Below are 16,213 nucleotides of genomic sequence, written 5' to 3' on the forward strand. Positions count from 1 at the left end.
GTGGGATGGTGCTCACAGCCGCGCCTGCGATTCGGAGTGGATCAAACCGGTCGATTGCACGAGTGGATGAAGGTGCTGTTGCAGCGTGCCCAGGTCAACGGCCTCAGCGGGGAGGTGCCTGTTGCAGCAGTGGTACTGGATGCCAATGGTCGAGCGATCGGCCATGGCCGCAATCGACGAGAAACCAAACAAGATCCCCTTGGCCATGCGGAATTGGTCGCGCTTCAACAAGCCGCGTTGGTTCTTGGTGATTGGCGCTTCAACCAATGTTGCTTAATCGTGACGCTGGAACCGTGTCCGATGTGCGCCGGAGCTTTAGTCCAGGCACGGATGGGGACCGTTGTTTTTGGAGCCCATGATCGAAAAAGGGGAGGCCTAGGAGGAACGATGAACCTTGCGACCCACACCAGCGCCCACCACAAAATGACAGTGATCGGCGGAGTGATGGAGGCCGAAGCCTCCACACAACTGGAGCAATGGTTCAAGCAGCGGAGGCAACAGAACTGCTGAATTTCGGCAGCTCGGTTTCAAACAAGTTGAGCAGGTGGTTCACATTCGCTGGATTGGAGTTGTACCCCATCAATCCGATACGCCAAATCTTGCCGGCCAAAGATCCCAAACCACCGCCAATTTCGATGCCGTGTTCGTTCAGTAAGTGCTGACTGAAGGCCTTACCGTCCACACCATCGGGAATTCGAACCGTCGTGAGGGTAGGAAGCCGACGATCGGCTGGAACATGCATCGAAAGCCCAAGGCTTTCCAATCCATTCCATAACGCCTCAGCGTTCTGGCGATGGCGCGCCCAAGATTGCTCGACGCCCTCTTCTGCTAAAAGCCGGAGCGCCTCCCGCATGCCGAAGTTCATGTTGACGGGGGCCGTGTGGTGATAAACCCGATCGCTGCCCCAGTACTTGTTGAGCAGAGATACGTCGAGATACCAGTTCGGAACTTTGCCCGTACGAGCTTCCATCTTGGCTTCAGCCCTTGGCCCCATGGTGAAGGGACCCAATCCGGGAGGACAGCTCAGTCCCTTTTGACTGCAGCTGTAGGCCAGATCCACCTTCCATTCATCGATATAGAGGGGCACCCCACCTAACGACGTCACCGTGTCCAAGAGCAGAAGGCAGTCGTGCTTCCGGCAAAGATCACCCACCCCTTCCATGGGCTGGCAAACACCCGTTGAGGTTTCAGCGTGAACGATGGCCAGCATTGCTGGCTTGTGTTCAATCAGGGCTGCTTCGAGCTCATCAAGGGAAAACCACTCGCCCCAGGGCTTTTCAATGGTTTTGACATTGGCCCGATAACGACCGGCCATATCGACGAGACGAAGACCGAAATACCCCTTGACTGCAACCAGAACTGTGTCGCCGGGTTCAACAGTGTTAGCAATCGTGGCTTCCATGGCCGCACTGCCCGTGCCGCTCATTGGAAGGGTGAGACGGTTATCGGTTTGCCAGGCATAGCGAAGGAGTTCCTGAACTTCACCCATCAACTCCACATAAAGCGGGTCGAGGTGACCGATCGGCGTCCGCGCTAATGCCTGGAGAACAGTTGGATGGGCGTTCGACGGACCCGGACCCAACAGCAATCGGTCGGGAGTTGCGATCGGAGCAAATGACTTGCGATGACGATCGTCAACATGGAGAAGAGATTGCGACGTCGCCAAAGCCTTGAACGTTATTTCTGAGCACAGAGCCTACGCAGTCATCGTTCCAATTCGGCACCCAAACGGGGCGATTGCAATCCTGCTGAAACCTTGAATCAGCGCTGACGAACGTTGGTTTCCCCCAACCCACGGGCTAAATGATCAAAGGGTTGCATCACAGAACCGAGCTTGTCGGCAGGAACACCCTGTTGGAGAAGGCTCTCGGCAACCACTTCGCCCAGCAAAACAATGCTCCGAACCGTTGGACCGGTCGGAACACCAAGACTTTTATAGGTATCGTCCAATCCATTCAGAACACGTTCGTTGAGGATCGTGCTGTCTCCGGCCACGAGCGCGTAGCTCGCATACCGCAAGAAGTAATCCATATCCCGCAAACACGCCGCAAGACGCCGCGTTGTGTAGGCGTTCCCGCCGGGCAAAAGCAGGTCTGGTTCATCTTGAAAAAGGCGCTGGCTGGCTTCGCGCACAATTTCAGCCGCGTCGGCATTGATCAACTCAACAGCCCTGATACGCAGCTCAGATTCATCGAGGTAAGACTCAATACTGTCGATCGCCGATCTGTCGAAATAGCGGCCCAGCTGGTCGTAGCGACCGATCAGACCACCAATGGCATCGCGCATGTCTGGAACTCAGGACTACCCCAATTTGGACGCTAACACCGCTTTACAGCTGAGAAACCCTGGCAGGCCTGAGATCCCGTCTTTTTGACAGAAACGGTTACGCGATCCACATTCAGAAGCCGGAATGTCCCTCTTGATACAAAATGGAGCCATCGAGATCTTTACGGTCTCTCTAAATCCGTCTTTGGCGTCCGTTTTACATGGCCAAAACCCCTCAGGAGGTCCTTCGTCAAATCAAGGACGAAGGCATAGAGCTGATTGATCTCAAATTCACTGACCTTCACGGCAAGTGGCAGCACCTGACGGTGTGCACTGACTTACTGGAGGAAGAGTCGTTCACCGAAGGACTGGCCTTCGATGGATCCTCCATTCGTGGATGGAAGGCCATTAACGCCTCGGATATGGCGATGGTGCCTGATCCAAGTTCCGCCTGGATCGATCCGTTTTACCGCCATAAAACCTTGAGCATGATTTGCTCAATTCAGGACCCTCGCACCGGTCAGGATTACGACCGTTGTCCTCGAGCACTGGCGCAACGCGCTCTCAACCATCTCAACAACACCGGACTTGCCGACACGGCGTTTTTCGGCCCAGAGCCTGAGTTTTTCATCTTCGACGACGTTCGCTACAACTCGTCGGAAGGTGGATCCTTCTACAGCGTTGACACAATTGAGGCCGGCTGGAACACAGGCCGCATCGAAGAAGGCGGCAACCTCGCGTACAAAATCCAAACCAAAGAGGGCTACTTCCCGGTTGCTCCAAATGACACAGCTCAGGACATTCGTTCCGAAATGCTGCTGCTCATGGCCCAACTTGGAATTCCCATTGAGAAGCACCATCACGAAGTTGCCGGTGCGGGTCAACACGAACTGGGCATGAAGTTCGCGCAGCTGATTGAAGCTGCCGACAACGTCATGACCTACAAGTACGTCGTACGGAACGTTGCCAAGAAATACGGCAAAACAGCCACCTTTATGCCGAAGCCGGTGTTTAACGACAACGGCACAGGCATGCACGTTCACCAAAGCCTGTGGAAGGGTGGTGAACCTTTGTTTTTCGGTGAAGGCACCTACGCCAACCTGTCCCAGACAGCGCGTTGGTACATCGGTGGCATTTTGAAGCATGCGCCGGCATTCCTCGCCTTTACCAACCCAACCACCAACAGCTACAAGCGCCTGGTTCCAGGTTTCGAAGCTCCGGTGAATTTGGTGTATTCCGAGGGCAACCGCTCTGCTGCTGTTCGCATTCCCCTGACAGGTCCAAGCCCGAAAGCCAAACGCTTGGAGTTCCGCTCAGGTGATGCCCTCGCCAATCCCTACTTGGCCTTCAGCGCGATGATGATGGCCGGTTTAGACGGCATCAAAAATCAAATCGATCCCGGCGATGGCGAAGATCGTGACTTGTTCGAGCTAAGTGCTGAAGAACTGCAGAAGATCTCAACGGTGCCACCTTCTTTAAATGGTGCACTAGAGGCCCTAAGTGCTGATCGCGCCTTCTTGACTGAAGGTGGCGTCTTCACCGACGACTTCATCGACAACTGGATCGACCTCAAATACGAGGAAGTTCAGCAACTGCGCCAGCGCCCACACCCGCACGAATTCACCATGTACTACGACGCCTGATTCAGGTTGTTGAAGTCTCCATGGCCCGCCTCAAAAGAGGCGGGCTTTTTAGTGCCTACTCAAAGCCGCATTTTTCTTTCGCATTCGTTGGAATGGTGCTCTTGTGCGATGTCTCGATGGCGACCACGCCCTTCAGCAAATTGGCTTACCAGACCCTTCAACAGGGCAAGAGCATCGCTGGACTGGCCCATAAAGAGCTGAGTACAAAATTGATGGAGCTGGTGGCTCCAGAAGCCATGCCGACGACAGAGTCGGTGTCATCTGACATTTTGCAAACGTTGCGCAATGCCATGGCACAGCTCGAGGAGCGCGATTGGCAAGAAGCTGAACAGGGCGTCTACCCAACCTCACTCCTTTTTGATGCACCCTGGCTGGACTGGGCTAGTCGGTACCCCCAGGTTTGGCTTGACCTGCCATCGATCTGGAACCGGAGAAAAGAACGCAACGTGCGGGATCTCCCCAAAGACACCGACCCCAGCCTTTTTCCTGAGTATTACCTTCAAAATTTTCATCACCAAACCGACGGTTATCTCAGTGATCATTCGGCTGGTTTGTACGACCTACAGGTGGAAATCCTGTTCAACGGCACCGCTGATGCAATGCGCCGCCGCGTGATCGCACCGTTGAAGCGTGGTCTTAAGCACTTCTCAGATCGCAGCCCCGCCTCTTTACGCATCCTCGATGTGGCGACAGGAACAGGTCGAACCCTTCACCAAATAAGGGCCGCTCTTCCCCACGCTGAACTCATCGGAACAGATTTATCCGATGCCTATTTAAGACAAGCCAATCGTTGGCTCAATAAAGCCCAAACGTCCCTTGTCCAACTGATTCGCAGCAACGGAGAATCTCTCCCGTTGGCAAATGGATGCTTGCAGGGTGTGACCTGCGTGTTCTTGCTGCATGAGCTTCCAGGCGAAGCACGTCAGAACGTCATCAACGAAGCCTGGAGGGTGCTGGAACCTGGTGGCGTGCTGGTGTTGGCCGATTCGATTCAGTTAGCAGACACACCGGAATTCAGCGTGGTGATGGAAAACTTCCGCAAGTTCTTCCACGAGCCCTATTACCGGGACTACATCGGTGATGACATTGAGGCTCGACTCCTCACGGCTGGGTTTGAAGGCGTTACGGCTGAGTCCCACTTCATGACGAGGATTTGGTCTGCTCGAAAACCTGTCTCGAGTCACACCTGAACGGATTCGCTGACATGCCCTGTGCTGACAAGGCTGGCCGCCATAGGGTAAAAACAATCCCAAAGGGTATTCATGACAAATCCCTTTCGGTTGCGTTGGTTAGAAGGTTGGACCTTTCAAGTGGTCCTGATGGAAGGCCACGTTCAAGTTGAAGCTCAAGGGTTTGGCATCACCCTCCGCACACCCGTGCTGCCTCAGGAAACACCCCAGGCGGCAGCTGATCGTCTGGTCCTCGACGAAGATCGGCGACGTAGATCATTGCGACAGGCCTGGCTCAGGGGCCAAGATTCCATCTCCACTAATCAGGAGATGCGTTACTCAAACGGGATTTCGAAGGAAGGTCTTCCTACATCCCTCGTGGTTGTTGGTGAAGGACATCGCCAATTGGTGGCTTGATCGGGTTTTAAAGGTGGGCTGCAACCCAAGCCAAAACAAACCCTGCGCCTCCCCAGCGAAGTCCTCTCCAAAAACGTGATCCAGACCGCTCAGGATGAAGCCATCCATTGAAATTGCGGTCGAGCAATTGCTGAGCGAACAAGCGCCGTTGCTGCCAACGACGTCCCTGCACGCTCGAACCTGACTGGTGTTGACATTCACCCTGTTGGATCAATCGGGACACGCCATGCAGCCACTTCAACTGTCGCTGTTCACGACGACGTGTGTTTGGTGGCATCCGCTCGCCTCCTTCAACTCCGAAACTAGATCCACTGCATTGCATTGCCATGGCTAAACCGGATTCGATCTGGCCGGAGCAAACCCAAGCCAAATCGGCTGAGCTCCATAGCCTCTTAAAAATTGGTGATCGTGATTGGCACCGGTTGAAATCACAATCGAACCGCCGCGCCGCCGAATTACTTGCCGCTGCCTTGGTTCAGTTGACTCAAGAAGGCAGCCCTGAGGATGTGGCAGCCCTCACCAACCAAGCGCTTGGATGGATCAAAGGAGACCTCAAGGATCCCGGTTGTCCGCGCCACTAAGCGGGACGGCGACAGGCGAGTTGAAGCCGATTTCCACGACGGCTCCAACGAACATCATCAAAACATTGATGAATCAGAAACAAGCCACGTCCATGCTGGGCATCCACAGACAAAGGAAGCTCAGAGGCTCGAGCCGTTGGTGGCAATCCACAGCCCTCATCTTGCACCTGCCAAATCAACCAATTGGGCGTAAGGATTCGTCGAACGCGGAGTTGTTTTTGGGGATTTTCGGAATTTCCATGACGCACAGCATTGACCAATGCTTCGTGTAAGCCAAGTTCAACCTTCTGACTAGTCGTTTCACAGCCGACAGGTTCAACCAGAAGCTCCAAGAGGGGAGCCAGCTGGAGAGTGGACGGCAAAACAAAGTCTGCCCAGCGGAATCGATGAAACGGCACGATTCGCCCAGTGGCAACGACCTCTTTTGAACCTACCTGGTTCAGTCCCCAATAACAGGAGCTCTCAGGCCCGACGAGCCATTAAGGCCGGGTGCTTCAGAACTGCATCCATCAAACGCACACCTCGCAATTGATTGATCAAAGGCATGTGCCCTTCTGGTGCCTCTAACGACCAGGTGAATGAACCTGGATATCGGGTCCATACTCCCTCGCATTTCCAGCCAATACGCGGCCAAAGTTGGTCAAAACGACCACTCACAGTCGTTAACAACCGTGCCTGGCTTGTAAAGCCAAACCGTCCCTGGGAATACACCGTCCAAAGACGGTCGATGCTGACGAGATCGACACCCTGCATGGCGGGCACTTCACTGAAGTAGACGTAACCACGCTGAACCGCTGCATCTCCCGCGAGCTCACGCAACATGCTGCTCGTCAGACGATCTGCCGCCTCAAAGTCTTGATTCAAAAGATCGCGTTGTAACGCAACAAAATCGAGACCGATTGCCGATTCAACGCTTAACCAGCCAGCGGTGGAACCCTTCAGCAGTTCCGTTAAGGCGGCGGGGTGATGGCGCTGGATGACCTGAAGGATCCAACCAGGAGCCCAATCGTCACCCTTGGGATCAAAAGGCAACAATTCGGATGCACCCAGCGTCACCAGGTCATCGACCCGAGATTCAATCGTCTTGATCAGCGGGCGGCGCTGACGGGGATTACCAGCAGCGAAGCGCTCAATGAGCATTTCAACGCTGAGGGATGTGGTGGGGGAAGAACCGGAAAGCATTTTTCGCAACCGGCTTTGTCGAGCACGGCGTTATCCCACTATGTCAGGCATGGGAGAAGACCATTCCACTTCAATCGAACAGCTGCGGCAACTCCGTGGCCCCCTGATCGATGTCAGAAGTCCCTCGGAATTCGACAAGGGGCACTGGCCAGGGGCTGTGAACCTCCCGTTATTTAGCGACGACGAACGCGCAGCCATCGGTACCAGCTACAAGCAAGACGGGCGACTGAAAGCCATTCATCTTGGCCTGAGCGTTACTGGACCGAAAATGGCGGCCCTAGCCGAACAACTCGACCAATACAGGGGGACTGAGCAGCTGAGGCTGTATTGCTGGAGAGGCGGGATGCGCTCAGCCAGCATGGCTTGGCTTGCACAGCAAATTGACCTCAACCCTCTGCTACTTGAAGGGGGATACAAGGCCTATCGCCATTGGGCTCAGTCACGTTTCGATCAAGAATGGCCCTTAAGGATCATGGGTGGTCGCACCGGTACGGGAAAAACCGATCTGCTGTTGGCTCTGCAGAACAAAGGCGTTGCCGTTTTAGATCTTGAGGGCCTTGCCAACCATCGAGGTAGCAGTTTCGGAGGTCTTGGACTGCCAGCTCAACCCAGTACTGAGCACTACGAAAATCTTCTCGCTGAGGTGCTGGATCAGCATCGACAACAGGGTGCCGGCTCCATCTGGCTCGAGGCGGAAAGCATTCAAGTGGGACGCTGCCGCATCCCAAAAAGCCTTTTTGACCAAATGCAAACAGCACCTGTTCTCGAAATCCAGCGAAGCCTCGAAGAACGCGTTGACCAGCTAGTGGAGGTGTATGGACAACAGGGCGCCGAAGGGTTGGCGGAAGCCACCAACAGAATTAGTCGTCGATTGGGTCCCCAACGCACACAGCAAGCTTTGGAGGCAATCGAAAAACAAGACTGGGCAACAGCCTGTCGAGCCACACTCGATTATTACGACCGCTGCTACGACCATGAACTGGCACGCTGCCCCGACCGAAACAGCATTGATTTGACCGGACAAACGGCGAAAGTGGCCGCAGAGACGCTGCTTAAAGCCAAACTTGTGGAACTTTCCGCCTAAGATCCCCCTTCAAGAAAGGGGAGCCTATGGCCGAGGCAAAAGGAACGGCATCGATTCAATTTTTCCGAGGCGTCGATGAGCCCGTCGTCCCTGATATTCGTCTCACCCGCAGCCGTGATGGGAGAACTGGCCAAGCCACATTCGTGTTTGAGCAACCTCAAGCCTTAGCCCCAGAAACCTTCGGGAACATCGGAGGCATGTGGATGGTGGATGAAGAAGGGGAGATGGTCACCCGTGAAGTGAACGGAAAATTCGTCAACGGCATCCCTAGCGCCCTCGAAGCCACCTATACCTGGAAAACGGAAGAGGATTTTGAACGGTTTATGCGCTTTGCCCAGCGCTACGCCGATTCCAACGGCCTTGGCTACTCACAGAATCAAAAGTCTGATCAAACAGACGCAGCCACCGAAGAACAAGCTTGAGATTGCCTCACTGGCTGTCCTTCGCAGCCTTGATTGCAGCGGCTGTTTTGCTTTGGTCTCTGCGTGAGGTCTTGCTTCTTCTGTTTGCTGCAGTCGTGTTGGCGATGGCCCTCTGCACGTTGGTGGGCATTTTGCGGGAACGTCGTCCCATGGATCGTTCCCTCGCACTCCTGCTTTGCTTGGGCGGTCTTCTAACGATTTTCACCGTCATCCTCACGGTGGTGATCCCTCCCTTTTTGGAGGAGTTCGCTGTACTTTTGCAGCAACTTCCCAAAGCAGCACAAACGCTGTTGGGGCTGTTGATGGATTGGATCGATGGCATTAGCCAGGCGATCTACGGGGTTGATTCCCCCTCCAATCTTGATGAGATTGGCGTCTCTGACCCCAGCAAATTGGTGCCAAATGGCCAATCCATTGCTGTGGGTCTGGGCAGCGGTGCTCTGGGTCTGCTTGGGCTGGCCGGAAACTTAGGCAATGCTTTGTTGCGCCTGCTTTTCGTGATTGCTGTGGCACTGATGGTGAGTGTGCAGCCCCAGGCCTACCGGGGAGTGGGCCTGCAATTAATTCCGTCGTTTTATCGACGTCGGGCTGCAGAGGTCTTGGATTTGTGTGGACAAGCTCTCAGCAGTTGGATGGTGGGTGTCTTGATCAGTTCACTCGCTGTTTCAGCACTTTGCGGCATCGCCTTATCACTCTTGGGTGTGAAGTTAGTGCTGGCTAACGCCCTATTGGCTGGACTGTTGAACATCATTCCCAATGTGGGACCGACGATGAGCACTGTGTTCCCAATGGCGGTTGCAGTGCTCGATGCTCCCTGGAAATCGATCGCAGTTCTCGGAGCGTATGTGGTGATCCAAAACATGGAAAGTTATGTGATTACCCCATCGGTGATGCATCACCAAGTGAAATTGCTCCCCGGCTTGACCTTGGCCGCACAGTTTGTTTTCACATTGATATTCGGACCGCTGGGATTGCTATTGGCATTGCCCTTAGCCGTTGTCTTTCAAGTCGTGATTCGTGAGGTCTTGATCCACGATGTTTTGGATCACTGGAACAACTCCGGAGCAACAACATGACGGCCAGAAGCGTTTTGGTCGCCCTCAGCCTTGTAGTGCTGACCTTGTTGACATGGCACTTGCGTTGGGTGTTGTTGGTGTTGTTTGGCGCCGTTGTGGTGGCAGTAGCCCTGGATGTATTGATCCAAAGCCTTCAACAACGCACAAAGCTGGAGCGTCCAGCGGCGCTGGCTGTTGTGCTGGGCCTTTTGCTTCTTGCGGGAGCGTTCCTTGGTCAGCTTCTCCTACCCGAATTGCTTGATCAATTCCGGCAATTGGGACGAGACCTTCCCCAATTGGTTGGCAAGTTGTCAGATCTGCTCAGCAGCGACCCTCGATTAGAGCAATTTGACGAGGCGATTGGCTCAGCCATCAACCTCAAGGGACTTCAACCCCTACTGGGCTTTGCTGGCGGGGCTGCCAACACGTTGATCCAGCTCTTCCTCATGGTTCTGCTGGCGATTCTTCTTGCGCTGGATCCCAGTGCCCATCGACGCATGCTGCTTGCGGCTTGCCCGCGGCCAGCCAGGGAACAGTTGGATCAACTCCTGGATGAATGCAGACATGCCCTAGGCGGTTGGCTTAGCGGGATGACCTTGTCAGCCACGATTGTTTTTCTGCTGACATGGGGAGGGTTACTCGTTCTCAAAGCACCGCTTGCACTCTTGAGTGCACTGGTTTGTGGACTCCTCACCTTTGTACCCACTATCGGGCCAACGGCCGCCACTCTCCTGCCAACCGGCCTAGCGCTTCTCCAATCACCACAACTGATGGTGTCTGTGTTGGTGTTCCGTCTCATTCTTCAAAACCTCGAAGCCTTTTTGCTCACACCGCTATTGCTTCGGAAAACGGTCAATCTGCTCCCCACCGTGGCCTTGATGGCGCAATTCAGTCTGGGCGCTCTGCTTGGGTTACCGGGTGTGCTTTTGGCTCTTCCACTGGTCGTTGTGCTGCAAGTGCTAATGCAACGGGTTGTTGTGCAGCAAATCATGGATCGATGGGCCTAGGCCCGACGGTCCCATACGGTGGATTGCGATCTCCTTCATACGATTCAGTTGGACGTCATTTTTAATTTTGCCCGTTATGAGGAGCTGCGCGAAGCGGTGCAGCAACTCCAGCGCGACAACTTTGATCCCGACCTTCTTCACGAAGAAGCCCATGACCTCTTCGAATCATGGTGGTCATCCAACAACAGTTTGGGGGAGTGGAATGAAGCGGTCAAAGAACGCACCTGGAATTCACTCTGGAACGAATTTGGTCGCAAAGACCTTCAGCGATAACGTCGCCATAAAGAGACCGAACTGAGCAAAACGAGGATCGCGAGTTGATGATCTCGGATCGCATAGGTCAACCCCGTCAGCGTGAAATGATCGGCCAAGAGGATGAGCTCCGTCCGCAAATCTCCAAACGCCAGCACAACCAGCAGGAGAGGTAACCATCGAGCCGATCGGCGCTGCAGCAAGGATCGTCCGGAGTGCATCGGCTTGTTAGTCACCCTGTGGTTGCCACAACGTGAGCAATGAAGGAGCGAGGGCGATACTCGACCAGCTCCCCACCACCACGCCGAGGGCAAGGGCAATCGCGAACCAATACAAGGTTGAACCACCGAAGAACACCAAGGCCAGCAAGGGCATCAAGGTGGTTCCACTGGTGTAAAGCGTGCGAGTCAGGGTCGCTGAAACGGCCTGATCCACCTGAAGCTTCAGAGGTAAATCAGACCCTTGCTGAGTGCGTTCACGGATCCGATCGAACACCACAACCGTGTCGTTCACGGAATAGCCGGCAATGGTAAGCAGTGCCACCGCAAAGAGGCTGTCGACTTCCAGCTGAAAGAACAAGCCGAGCCAAGCAAAGAAGCCGCACACAATGACAACGTCATGGGCCAAGGCGACCAAAGCCAAGAAGGCATACCGCCGGTCGTATCGGAAGGAGATATAAACAGCAATCCCCGCAAACGCCACCAGCAACGACACCAAACTGCTTTGGAGCAACTGACGACCCAGGCTCGGCCCAATGGTGTCAACCGATTGACCACCATCCTTGAACGGACCTGCGACCGGTTCAACCGCCTGAATGACCGCTTGGCCTTGGGCGGCAGACAGCGTAGGGAGACGCAACAACAGCGATTGGCCAGCATCGAGCAATTGCACCCGAGGTGCATTGAGTTGGGGCAGCGGCGCATTGCCCTCTTTGGGAAGAGCCAATTCACGGATGACATTCGAAACCGCAATGGCTTTGAGATCGGCGCAGGCCGGATCACATTGACGCTCCAACTGGATTTGGGTGCCGCCCGTGAAATCAAGGCCAGGCCGCAGCGGGGCACGGATCGTTGGATCCAGCCAACTCGAAACCAAACCAATCAGGCTCACCACAACAACCGCTGCTGAAATCAGCCACACGCGTTGTCGCATGGCACTCAAAGACCAGCGCAACTGACGGACATCGGCCGTCGCGGGGGAAGACGCGTCAACCATGGATCAGGCGGAGGGGGTAGGGAGCTGACTGTTGGGCAAGAAATTATTCGGAGAACGAAGGCCCGAATAACCCATCAGGAATCGCAACAACGTGCGGGTACACGTGAGTGCCGTAAATAGGCTGAGCAAAACGCCAATCCCCAACGTTGCAGCGAAACCCTTCACTAAGCCCGTACCGAGGAAGAACAAGGCTGCGCAGCTGATCAGCGTGGTGAGATGGCCATCAACAATGGATGAAAACGCCTCAGAAAAGCCTGTATCGATCGAACGAATCAGCGTGTTGCCACGCCGCAATTCATCTTTAATCCGCTCAAAGATCAACACGTTGGCATCCACCGCCATGCCAATACTGAGAATGAAACCTGCAATCCCAGGGAGCGTGAGGGTCACAGGAATTAAGGCGTACATGGCCAAGTTGAAGAGGGCGTACAAGCTCAAAGCAACAACCGCCACAGCCCCAGGGAGCCTGTAGGCCACGACCATAAAGACCGCCACAAAAGCCAGCCCAGACAAGGCGGCCACCAAGCTTCGACGGATGTTTTCGGCACCAAGGGTTGGACCAATGGTGCGAACTTCAATGATTTCTACGGGCAGGGGAAGCGATCCACCGCGGAGCTGTACCTCCAACTCTCGAGCTTCTTCAGCGGTGAAGTTTCCACTGATGCTGGCCGAACCACCGGAGATGCCAGCGGCTTGGAATTGTGGGCCAACACTGGCTTCACTGATCGCCTGACCATCAAGAACGATGCCGAGAAGCCTGTCGGTGCCTGCAATGGATTTCGTGAGCTCAGCAAACGCCTCAGCCCCATCGCTGTTGAACGACAGGGTGACCTCCCAACTGTTGGGATTGTTTTGCAACGGCTGACGGCCTGCCGTAACCAAATCCTTACCTGTTAGAGCAGCGGGCTCGAACTGTTGAACGATTTCCCCATTCACTTTCTCAAGCAGCTGTTGCAACTGATCGATTTCGCTGGTGGACTCACCATCGAGACCAAAGAGCTTCTGCGCCTCCGCTAACTGGTCGAAATCGATCCCGTCGCTGTTGTCTGGATCGCCATTGCGAGCTTGGTCTTCGCGCAACCGCAAAATGGCCCGGACTTGGGATCGCAACTGACGCAAACTTCTGAGATCTCCCTCCGCACCAGGCTTTTGTGCACGGAACTCCAACATCGCCGTACTGCCAAGCACCCGTGCAGCTCGCGTTGGATCTTGCTCGCCTGGGAGCTGAAGCACCAACTGGGTATCACCCACGGTTTGAAGAGTCGACTCGGCCACACCAAGACCATTGACACGGCGCTCGAGCACGGCTTTCACCGCCTCCATTTCCTCGGAACCCACACGGGTAATGTCCCCTGCCGGCTGCACCTGCACGGTGAGCTGACTGCCCCCGCGTAAATCAAGACCCAATTCCAACGGGGTCCGAAGCAAGAACATCCCAGCCGCAATGGCCAAGGCAAGAACAAACGCAAACCAACCCTGATAACGCGCCATCAACGTCAGAGACCCTTTGTGACCATCTCTTTCGCCGCCTCAACAATTTGATGGGGCTGAATGATGGTCAGATTTTCGAGGGAGCCGTTGTAGGGCGTTGGAATGTCTTGGCTCGACAGCCGAATCGGACGGGCATCGAGGTCGTCGAAACAGTGCTCGGTAATCAGCGCAAGGAGCTCAGCGCCAATTCCGCCAGTTTTCATACACTCTTCCACCACAATCACGCGGTGAGTCTTCCGAATCGAGCGACCAATGGTGTCCATATCCAGAGGCTTCAAGCTGATCAGATCAATCAGCTCAACACTCACGCCTTCGGCCTCTAACTGCTCAACTGCCTTCAGGCAGTGATACCGCATTCTCGAGTAGGTGATGATCGTGATGTCACTCCCCTCCTGCACGAGATCAGCTTGATCGAGGGCACAGGTGTAGTCGCCTTCGGGCAGCTCTTCTGTGAGGTTGTAAAGCAGCACATGTTCAAAGAAGAGAACGGGGTTGTTATCTCGAATCGCTGCCTTCATCAGGCCTTTGGCATTCGTGGGAGTACTGCAAGCCACGATTTTGATCCCGGGCACGGCATGGAAGTAAGCCTCAAGCCTTTGGCTGTGCTCAGCACCCAGTTGTCGGCCCACACCACCCGGACCGCGCACCACTGTCGGAATCGTGAAATTACCTCCACTCGTGTACCTCAACATCCCCATGTTGTTGGAGATTTGGTTGAAGGCGAGCAGCAAAAAGCCCATATTCATCCCTTCCACAATCGGCCGTAAGCCGGTCATGGCAGCACCCACAGCCATGCCGGTGAAACCGTTCTCAGCGATGGGTGTATCGAGAACCCGTAGTTCACCGTATTTCTCATAAAGGTCTTTGGTGACCTTGTAACTGCCGCCGTATTGGCCGACGTCTTCCCCCATCACGCAGACGTAGGGATCGCGGGCCATCTCCTCATCGATGGCTTCGCGCAGAGCGTTGAAGAGAAGTGTTCCTGCCACGGCTTCACTGTGATCCCGGCTAATCCGGGGAATGAAGCCAAGCTATCTCAGCCTGAGCAAGCTCAACCGCCCGCAGCGAAGGTAAAGAGCAACAAAACAGACAACAACATGGCTGGCGACAACAGCAGCACCAGTTGACCGAGGTCATGGGGCGTCATCCAACCATCGCGAGATAAATCGACGCTAGGCAGGGTTCTGATCCTTGATCGTAAAAAGACTGCGAAGGAACACCAACGTCAAACCAAGGGCCACAAAGCTTGTGCTGAAGGTGGCGATGAACGACAACCCCACAAGCAGCGTCTTCAAGGTGACAGCAATGTTTTGGGCAATCGGTGAGCTGTAGTGCGGGGGATGAACAGCGAAATACACCACCATCCGTCGACTTAAACCCAGGGCTAGCCAAGCCAGGAAACCTGCCGTAAGTGCTCCAGACAAAAAGCTCAGAGGGCCTTTTCTCGGATCCCGCGGTTCTTCGACTGAATCGGACGGGGTTGGGTCAGTCATGACGCAATCCTCACGCCATCGCTTCGTAATGAGCAAGCCCAAGCTTTTAACCCTGCTGCCTTGAGCTTTGGAGAGAGGTCAGCAGCAGCCTGATCGCACTGGTCTTGATCGCCAAACAGGGCAAAACAACTGGGTCCCGAGCCGCTCATGGCAACCGCGAGGGGCGTGGGGAGCGTCTGGAGCAATTGAAGCGACACCTGAACCGCCTGCGTTTCCGCTGCCACCACCACCTGCAAATCATTCCGAAGAGGCGGAGGGCACCCAGCCCGCAGTGGCTGAAGCCATGGGGCCTCCCGCAGGTCGCGTCGGCGCTGCTCAAACGCCACCTCCCCCTCGAGGTAATTCTTTCCTTTGAGCTCCTTACAACGTTGATAGGCCCATGGAGTGGACACACTCACTAAGGGATCTTTCACCAACAGCACGGCCAATCCCTCGGCTGTGGGAGGCACGGGTTCCAACAGCTCACCACGTCCAAAACAAAGCTGCGTGCCACCAGCCACGCAAAACGGCATATCCGAGCCGAGTTCAGCCGCCATCGACTCGAGAGCCTCTGCGGTGTAACCGAGACCCCACAACGCATTCAGTCCCACCAGGGCCGCTGCACCGTCACTAGAGCCGCCCGCCAATCCCGCTCCGATCGGAATTCGTTTCTCCAGATACATCGAGACCCCAAGCTCGTTAAAGCCCGACCGAGCCCGCAGCAGCTCAGCTGCCTTCAGCACCAAGTTGTCGGCACCAGTGCTCAGGCTGGAATCATCACAACGAAGGGTGATTTGTGCGTCAGCCGTGTTGGTGAACTGGAGGGAATCGGCCAGGTCGATGCTTTGCATCACCATCGCCAATTCATGAAATCCATCAGACCGCAGTCCCAGCACCTCCAAGTGCAAATTCACCTTGGCCGGTGCCGTCACAGTGAGCATGGCGATCGGAAGGCGAC

General features: G+C 55.1%; 21 protein-coding genes. 10 read left to right on the forward strand and 11 right to left on the reverse strand.

What is annotated here, in order from left to right:
- Positions 1 to 66: 66 nt before the first annotated feature.
- Positions 67 to 510: a nucleoside deaminase gene (locus SYNCC9902_RS06325; RefSeq protein WP_011360051.1), complete on the forward strand. Its 444-nt coding sequence runs from the start codon at positions 67 to 69 to the stop codon at positions 508 to 510.
- On the opposite strand, the gene SYNCC9902_RS06330 is transcribed toward SYNCC9902_RS06325, so the two are convergent.
- Both SYNCC9902_RS06330 and SYNCC9902_RS06335 read right to left on the reverse strand, forming a co-directional pair.
- Positions 482 to 1,666, reverse strand: a complete 1,185-nt coding sequence (locus SYNCC9902_RS06330) for a pyridoxal-phosphate-dependent aminotransferase family protein (protein ID WP_011360052.1) — start codon at positions 1,664 to 1,666, stop codon at positions 482 to 484. The two genes, SYNCC9902_RS06325 and SYNCC9902_RS06330, sit on opposite strands and share 29 nt — an antisense overlap.
- A gap of 95 nt (positions 1,667 to 1,761) precedes the next feature.
- Positions 1,762 to 2,286, reverse strand: coding sequence for an allophycocyanin subunit beta (locus tag SYNCC9902_RS06335; RefSeq protein ID WP_011360053.1), 525 nt, complete (start codon positions 2,284 to 2,286; stop codon positions 1,762 to 1,764).
- A 200-nt stretch (positions 2,287 to 2,486) separates the two neighbouring features.
- Here SYNCC9902_RS06335 and glnA point away from each other — a divergent pair, with 200 nt between their 5' ends.
- The 3 genes from glnA to SYNCC9902_RS06350 all read left to right on the forward strand — a co-directional run bounded on the left by glnA (position 2,487) and on the right by SYNCC9902_RS06350 (position 5,494).
- Positions 2,487 to 3,908 carry a type I glutamate--ammonia ligase gene (gene glnA, locus SYNCC9902_RS06340; RefSeq protein WP_011360054.1) on the forward strand — a complete coding sequence of 474 codons (1,422 nt, stop codon included), beginning with the start codon at positions 2,487 to 2,489 and terminating at the stop codon, positions 3,906 to 3,908.
- Positions 3,909 to 4,024: 116 nt separating this feature from the next.
- Complete coding sequence (locus tag SYNCC9902_RS06345; RefSeq protein ID WP_011360055.1) at positions 4,025 to 5,098, forward strand: class I SAM-dependent methyltransferase; 1,074 nt, start codon at positions 4,025 to 4,027, stop codon at positions 5,096 to 5,098.
- Positions 5,099 to 5,170: 72 nt separating this feature from the next.
- Positions 5,171 to 5,494 (forward strand): hypothetical protein, encoded by a 324-nt coding sequence (locus SYNCC9902_RS06350; RefSeq protein WP_011360056.1) that lies wholly within the window; start codon positions 5,171 to 5,173, stop codon positions 5,492 to 5,494.
- A 7-nt stretch (positions 5,495 to 5,501) separates the two neighbouring features.
- On the opposite strand, the gene SYNCC9902_RS06355 is transcribed toward SYNCC9902_RS06350, so the two are convergent.
- Entirely contained in the window at positions 5,502 to 5,771 is a 270-nt protein-coding gene (locus SYNCC9902_RS06355; protein WP_041425032.1) for a hypothetical protein, read from the reverse strand.
- A 49-nt stretch (positions 5,772 to 5,820) separates the two neighbouring features.
- Here SYNCC9902_RS06355 and SYNCC9902_RS06360 point away from each other — a divergent pair, with 49 nt between their 5' ends.
- Positions 5,821 to 6,075, forward strand: a complete 255-nt coding sequence (locus tag SYNCC9902_RS06360; protein WP_011360058.1) for a DUF6439 family protein — start codon at positions 5,821 to 5,823, stop codon at positions 6,073 to 6,075.
- Here SYNCC9902_RS06360 and SYNCC9902_RS06365 read toward each other — a convergent pair.
- The gene (locus SYNCC9902_RS06365; RefSeq protein ID WP_011360059.1) at positions 6,072 to 6,473 is read right to left on the reverse strand and encodes an ATP-binding protein; all 402 of its coding nucleotides are present in this window, start codon (positions 6,471 to 6,473) and stop codon (positions 6,072 to 6,074) included. The two genes, SYNCC9902_RS06360 and SYNCC9902_RS06365, sit on opposite strands and share 4 nt — an antisense overlap.
- A 64-nt stretch (positions 6,474 to 6,537) precedes the next feature.
- The gene (locus SYNCC9902_RS06370) at positions 6,538 to 7,257 is read right to left on the reverse strand and encodes a GUN4 domain-containing protein (RefSeq protein ID WP_011360060.1); all 720 of its coding nucleotides are present in this window, start codon (positions 7,255 to 7,257) and stop codon (positions 6,538 to 6,540) included.
- A gap of 40 nt (positions 7,258 to 7,297) precedes the next feature.
- Between SYNCC9902_RS06370 and mnmH the strand changes: the two genes are divergently transcribed.
- From mnmH to SYNCC9902_RS06395, 5 genes are read left to right on the forward strand one after another with little or no spacing between them, the layout of a single operon-like run.
- Positions 7,298 to 8,341 (forward strand): tRNA 2-selenouridine(34) synthase MnmH, encoded by a 1,044-nt coding sequence (gene mnmH / locus SYNCC9902_RS06375; protein WP_011360061.1) that lies wholly within the window; start codon positions 7,298 to 7,300, stop codon positions 8,339 to 8,341.
- 26 nt (positions 8,342 to 8,367) lie between these two features.
- The gene (psb28, locus tag SYNCC9902_RS06380; RefSeq protein ID WP_011360062.1) at positions 8,368 to 8,763 is read left to right on the forward strand and encodes a photosystem II reaction center protein Psb28; all 396 of its coding nucleotides are present in this window, start codon (positions 8,368 to 8,370) and stop codon (positions 8,761 to 8,763) included.
- Positions 8,760 to 9,839, forward strand: coding sequence for an AI-2E family transporter (locus SYNCC9902_RS06385; protein WP_011360063.1), 1,080 nt, complete (start codon positions 8,760 to 8,762; stop codon positions 9,837 to 9,839). The genes psb28 and SYNCC9902_RS06385 overlap by 4 nt, the downstream gene beginning before the upstream one ends.
- Complete coding sequence (locus SYNCC9902_RS06390) at positions 9,836 to 10,825, forward strand: AI-2E family transporter (protein WP_011360064.1); 990 nt, start codon at positions 9,836 to 9,838, stop codon at positions 10,823 to 10,825. The genes SYNCC9902_RS06385 and SYNCC9902_RS06390 overlap by 4 nt, the downstream gene beginning before the upstream one ends.
- Before the next feature lie 48 nt (positions 10,826 to 10,873).
- A complete protein-coding gene (locus SYNCC9902_RS06395) occupies positions 10,874 to 11,098 on the forward strand; it encodes a hypothetical protein (protein WP_232179185.1) in 225 nt (74 codons plus the stop codon).
- On the opposite strand, the gene SYNCC9902_RS06400 is transcribed toward SYNCC9902_RS06395, so the two are convergent.
- From SYNCC9902_RS06400 to ispE, 6 genes are all read right to left on the reverse strand, one after another.
- Positions 11,089 to 11,313: a hypothetical protein gene (locus tag SYNCC9902_RS06400; RefSeq protein WP_011360066.1), complete on the reverse strand. Its 225-nt coding sequence runs from the start codon at positions 11,311 to 11,313 to the stop codon at positions 11,089 to 11,091. The genes SYNCC9902_RS06395 and SYNCC9902_RS06400 overlap by 10 nt on opposite strands.
- Positions 11,306 to 12,292 carry a protein translocase subunit SecF gene (gene secF, locus SYNCC9902_RS06405; RefSeq protein WP_011360067.1) on the reverse strand — a complete coding sequence of 329 codons (987 nt, stop codon included), beginning with the start codon at positions 12,290 to 12,292 and terminating at the stop codon, positions 11,306 to 11,308. Before secF ends, SYNCC9902_RS06400 begins: the two co-directional genes overlap by 8 nt.
- Before the next feature lie 3 nt (positions 12,293 to 12,295).
- On the reverse strand, positions 12,296 to 13,783 hold the full coding sequence (gene secD, locus SYNCC9902_RS06410; RefSeq protein ID WP_011360068.1) for a protein translocase subunit SecD: 1,488 nt from the start codon (positions 13,781 to 13,783) through the stop codon (positions 12,296 to 12,298).
- A gap of 5 nt (positions 13,784 to 13,788) precedes the next feature.
- Complete coding sequence (locus tag SYNCC9902_RS06415; RefSeq protein WP_011360069.1) at positions 13,789 to 14,772, reverse strand: pyruvate dehydrogenase complex E1 component subunit beta; 984 nt, start codon at positions 14,770 to 14,772, stop codon at positions 13,789 to 13,791.
- Between the two features lie 183 nt (positions 14,773 to 14,955).
- Positions 14,956 to 15,276 carry a DUF3082 domain-containing protein gene (locus SYNCC9902_RS06420; RefSeq protein ID WP_011360070.1) on the reverse strand — a complete coding sequence of 107 codons (321 nt, stop codon included), beginning with the start codon at positions 15,274 to 15,276 and terminating at the stop codon, positions 14,956 to 14,958.
- Positions 15,273 to 16,196, reverse strand: a complete 924-nt coding sequence (gene ispE, locus SYNCC9902_RS06425) for a 4-(cytidine 5'-diphospho)-2-C-methyl-D-erythritol kinase (RefSeq protein WP_011360071.1) — start codon at positions 16,194 to 16,196, stop codon at positions 15,273 to 15,275. Before ispE ends, SYNCC9902_RS06420 begins: the two co-directional genes overlap by 4 nt.
- Positions 16,197 to 16,213 lie beyond the last annotated feature (17 nt).

The sequence above is a fragment of the Synechococcus sp. CC9902 genome (assembly GCF_000012505.1).
In the GTDB taxonomy this organism is placed as follows: Bacteria; Cyanobacteriota; Cyanobacteriia; order PCC-6307; family Cyanobiaceae; genus Parasynechococcus.

Coding starts and splice junctions, on each gene's coding strand:
- SYNCC9902_RS06325 (WP_011360051.1), top strand. CDS start 67: ATGAAGGTGCTGTTGCAGCGTGCCCAGGTCAACGGCCTCAGCGGGGAG.
- SYNCC9902_RS06335 (WP_011360053.1), bottom strand. CDS start 2,286: ATGCGCGATGCCATTGGTGGTCTGATCGGTCGCTACGACCAGCTGGGC.
- glnA (WP_011360054.1), top strand. CDS start 2,487: ATGGCCAAAACCCCTCAGGAGGTCCTTCGTCAAATCAAGGACGAAGGC.
- SYNCC9902_RS06345 (WP_011360055.1), top strand. CDS start 4,025: ATGGCGACCACGCCCTTCAGCAAATTGGCTTACCAGACCCTTCAACAG.
- SYNCC9902_RS06350 (WP_011360056.1), top strand. CDS start 5,171: ATGACAAATCCCTTTCGGTTGCGTTGGTTAGAAGGTTGGACCTTTCAA.
- SYNCC9902_RS06355 (WP_041425032.1), bottom strand. CDS start 5,771: ATGCCACCAAACACACGTCGTCGTGAACAGCGACAGTTGAAGTGGCTG.
- SYNCC9902_RS06360 (WP_011360058.1), top strand. CDS start 5,821: ATGGCTAAACCGGATTCGATCTGGCCGGAGCAAACCCAAGCCAAATCG.
- SYNCC9902_RS06370 (WP_011360060.1), bottom strand. CDS start 7,257: ATGCTTTCCGGTTCTTCCCCCACCACATCCCTCAGCGTTGAAATGCTC.
- mnmH (WP_011360061.1), top strand. CDS start 7,298: ATGTCAGGCATGGGAGAAGACCATTCCACTTCAATCGAACAGCTGCGG.
- psb28 (WP_011360062.1), top strand. CDS start 8,368: ATGGCCGAGGCAAAAGGAACGGCATCGATTCAATTTTTCCGAGGCGTC.
- SYNCC9902_RS06390 (WP_011360064.1), top strand. CDS start 9,836: ATGACGGCCAGAAGCGTTTTGGTCGCCCTCAGCCTTGTAGTGCTGACC.
- secF (WP_011360067.1), bottom strand. CDS start 12,292: ATGGTTGACGCGTCTTCCCCCGCGACGGCCGATGTCCGTCAGTTGCGC.
- secD (WP_011360068.1), bottom strand. CDS start 13,783: ATGGCGCGTTATCAGGGTTGGTTTGCGTTTGTTCTTGCCTTGGCCATT.
- SYNCC9902_RS06420 (WP_011360070.1), bottom strand. CDS start 15,276: ATGACTGACCCAACCCCGTCCGATTCAGTCGAAGAACCGCGGGATCCG.
- ispE (WP_011360071.1), bottom strand. CDS start 16,196: ATGCTCACTGTGACGGCACCGGCCAAGGTGAATTTGCACTTGGAGGTG.